The organism is Pseudomonas sp., assembly GCF_026224925.1.
Taxonomy (GTDB): domain Bacteria; phylum Pseudomonadota; class Gammaproteobacteria; order Pseudomonadales; family Pseudomonadaceae; genus Aquipseudomonas.
Map to the genome: position 1 here is coordinate 1 of NZ_JAMFRV010000086.1, position 3,785 is coordinate 3,785.

Consider the following 3,785-nt stretch of genomic DNA (forward strand, 5'->3'; position numbering starts at 1 on the left):
ATGCAAAGCAAGCAAAATTCTGATCGTTCCATGCCGTTAACCGAGCGGCTTACGCTGGTGCTGATAACTCACAATCGCCCGGCTTTTTTACAGCGGGCATTGCAGTATTACAGTGATTTTCCTTGTACCGTGCTGGTGCTCGACTCGTCATCCGTTGCCGATGAAGCAATTGAAGAGCGTTTTCCTCACGTTAAGTACCACCACCTCCCACAGTTTTCCTATACGGAGCTGAGCGCGAAGCTGGTTCATGGTCTGTCTTTAGTAACCACTGCGCATATGCTGTTCGCGGCCGACGATGATTTTATTTTGCATGGCGCCATCACTGAGTCTGTGGAGTTTCTCGAAACAAATCCAGATTACGGTGTGTGTTACGGCTACAGTTTGATGTATCAAGTCAGCGACAACAGCGTGCAATATTACCGCCGCGATAAAAAGGTACAGGAGGATTATTCATCTGACCGTCCCGAGCAGCGTGTGCATGAGTTTTTCAGCAACTACATACCTCCGTTCTATTCGGTTACGCGCACAGAGTTACTTCGCAAATGGTTTGACATTGCGCCTAAAGACATCAACCTTGAATGGGGCGAAATTGGCCACGCCTACTATCTTTTTGTCTCAGCCAAGGCGCGGATTCTTCCAATTCCATACAGCGTGCGCGAAAAAAACTACGTGGTGTCCCAGCACAACACTGACGTGCGCTGGGTGCTGAATCCTACTGACCTCAAGAGAAAGGCAGAACGTGAGCGCTACGCCGAGTTCTTTGCAAGTCTGTCCACGACCATAACCGGTTCGGATCTGGACCAGATCAAGCAAGGGGTGTTGGACAGTTTCGACGTCATGCTCGACAGCTTATTAAAAGGCAATGCACTGGCCGTAGAGCCTATATTCAAGTCTGATTGGACCAGTCCGCTCAGTGGGCCGCTACGTCAATTCGGTCCTTCTCAATACGTTGAGATGCCTTTCTACAATCAAGCTTTCTTTGATCAATTGACCCACATTGAGTTTCTTCTGCATGCGATGCCAGCGGGCCGTCTGCAGCTCGAATTGCTCGAAGGTGTGTGGGCCCGACAGGAGCAGGCGTTACTGATCCACGACACGGACAGTATCAAAACCATCACCGGGCGTCTGTGGCCTGCGATGGACCGTAGTCCTTTCAATAAAGAAGTAGTTAACCGTCTGGCGCATAACCTGAAGCTTTTGGATGAGCGAGAAGAGTCCAAAGCGATGTTCGATTGGGTGCAGCGTCTGGAGGCGGTGTCCGTTGAAAACAGGGGCGTCCAGCTAGCGCAGATGCCTTCCGGTCGTTTACTCAACTGGTTGCAAGCACGTTCGCCAAGCGCTAACGAAGCGGGTGCGATTGCGGCGCATCTAGCGGCGCACGCTGGCGGGCCCCAGTTTTGTCTCTTGCTGTTGAACCTGGACAACGACAACAACAAACTGCAGATAACCCTCGACAGCCTGATGGAAAGCTCGTTTAGAGCGTTCAAAATAGTGGTATTCACTACCGGTGCGCCTGCAACTAGTACCTCTGCCCAAGACATGTTGCATTTTATCAAAGTGTCCCCGGACAACTACGTTGATAAGCTCAATCAAGTCGCTCGACAAACCCCTTGCGATTGGTTGCTCTTGGCCAACGGCGGTGATCAATTCACCGCGAGCGGTTTATTGCTGGCGAGCCTGGAATTGTTGGCTGCGCCCGAATGTCGCGCTGTGTTTGCCGACGAAATTCAACGCACGCCTAATGGTGCGCTGGTTAATGTATTCCGCCCCGGTTTCAACCTTGATCTACTGCAAGGTCTGCCCGCGTTGATGTCCCGGCATTGGTTGATCCGTAAAGACGTGTTTGTCGGCGTAGGGGGGTATTCTGCTGACTTTAGCAAGGCGCTGGAGTTTGATTTGCTGTTACGGATTATTGAGCGCGGCGGTATGGCGTGGTTGGCCCATTTGGACGAGCCGTTACTGATCTGCGAAGAGACCGCGATAGAAGAAAATAACCAGGAGCGTATGGCGTTGAGCCGCCACCTGACGAGCCGCGGCTATAAGGGGCATGTCAACTCGGTTCTGCCAGGGGCTTATCAGATTGACTACCGTCACGTAGAGCGCCCTTCGGTATCGATTATCGTGCTCAGCCACAATAATCTTGAATCACTAAAACGTTGTGTGGCCAGCGTATTGTTGAAGACCCGCTACAGGCACTATGACGTGCTTGTCGTTGATGATCAGAGCACCGATATCGAGACAGTCTCCTGGTTGGCGCTTCAGGAATATGCCGGCAGCCGTACGCGTGTGATGCGCAATGAACAGGGTCTCAATGCGTCAGCCCTGCTCAATCAGGCTTGCCGCCAGGCCAAGGGCGAATACCTTCTGCTATTGGCAGATAACAGCGAAGTTGTGAGCCCGAACTGGGTCGAACTGTTGCTTAACCAGGCCCAGCGTCCAGAAGTCGGCGTTGTGGGTGCCAAGCTAATAGAGCAAGACGGCACCATTACTCAGGCCGGCTTGATTCTCGGCTTTGACGGCGGCATCGGTTCGGCGTTTGTTGGCGAGAAAAAAGACGCCAAGGGCTACATGCACCGTCTGCTGTTGGAACAGAACTATTCCGCCGTGTCGGCAGCCTGCCTAATGGTCCGCAAAGCGCTGTTCGACGCAGTCGGTGGCCTGGACGAAACCGATTTCACCGAGGCTTACAGTGACGTCGATCTGTGCCTGAAGATCGGACAAAACGGTTACATGACCGTTTGGACGCCGCAGGTAGAAATCATTCACCCAGGCACGATGCCGCACTCTGACGCTGCTCTTGAGAAACTGCGCAGCAAGTGGAACGCTCAGTTTGCTCACGACCAAGCCTACAACAGCAACCTGGCCCTGACAGGCAAAGGGTTCACCCTCGGCAACCCGTCCAGTGTCAACTGGGCGGCGCTGCTCGGTTAAGTCAGGTACAGGTCAAAGGACTCACGGCATGTTCAACGGCAAATCGATTTTCATTTCAGGCGGCACCGGCTCGTTCGGGCGTAATTTCATTCGCCGCTTGCTTGAGCAGTATCAGCCCAAGCGCGTGGTGGTGTTCTCCCGCGATGAGCTTAAGCAGTACGAAATGCAGCAGACGTTTAACGCGCCGTGCATGCGTTATTTCCTCGGCGATGTGCGCGATGCCGAGCGTTTGCGGGTAGCGATGCGTGGGATCGATTACGTGGTGCATGCCGCGGCCCTGAAACAGGTGCCGGCGGCGGAATACAACCCGACGGAGTTTATTCGGACCAACGTCAATGGCGCGGAGAATATTATTGCCGCCGCCATCGACAACGGTGTGAAAAAGGTGATTGCCTTGTCCACCGACAAGGCTGCCAGCCCGATCAATCTGTACGGCGCGACAAAGCTGTTATCAGACAAATTGTTCGTCGCGGCGAACAACATTGCCGGTGATCAATCGACACGGTTCTCGGTGGTTCGCTACGGTAACGTGGCCGGCTCCCGTGGGTCAGTGGTGCCGTTTTTCAGCAAGCTCATCAGCGAAGGTGCCCGGGAATTACCCATCACCGACGTACGCATGACGCGCTTCTGGATCACTCTCGATCATGGTGTGCAGTTCGTGCTGGACAGCTTTGCCCGGATGCACGGCGGTGAAGTGTTTGTGCCAAAAATTCCGTCGATCCGCATTGTTGATCTAGCGAAAGGCATGGCGGCACACCTGCCACACAAGAACGTCGGAATTCGGCCAGGGGAAAAACTCCATGAGTTGATGGTGCCGTTGGACGACGCGCGCATGACCATCGAATTCAAGGATC

The 3,785-nt window shown here is 53.7% G+C and carries 2 protein-coding genes; both read left to right on the forward strand.

Annotated features, from left to right (window positions below):
- The coding region (locus M0974_RS03795) for a glycosyltransferase family 2 protein (protein ID WP_297833018.1) at window positions 1-2,931 on the forward strand (2,931 nt) is incomplete at its 5' end.
- Window positions 2,932-2,959: 28 nt separating this feature from the next.
- Window positions 2,960-3,785: UDP-N-acetylglucosamine 4,6-dehydratase (inverting) (pseB, locus tag M0974_RS03800; RefSeq protein WP_297833020.1), on the forward strand; the 826-nt coding region annotated here is incomplete at its 3' end.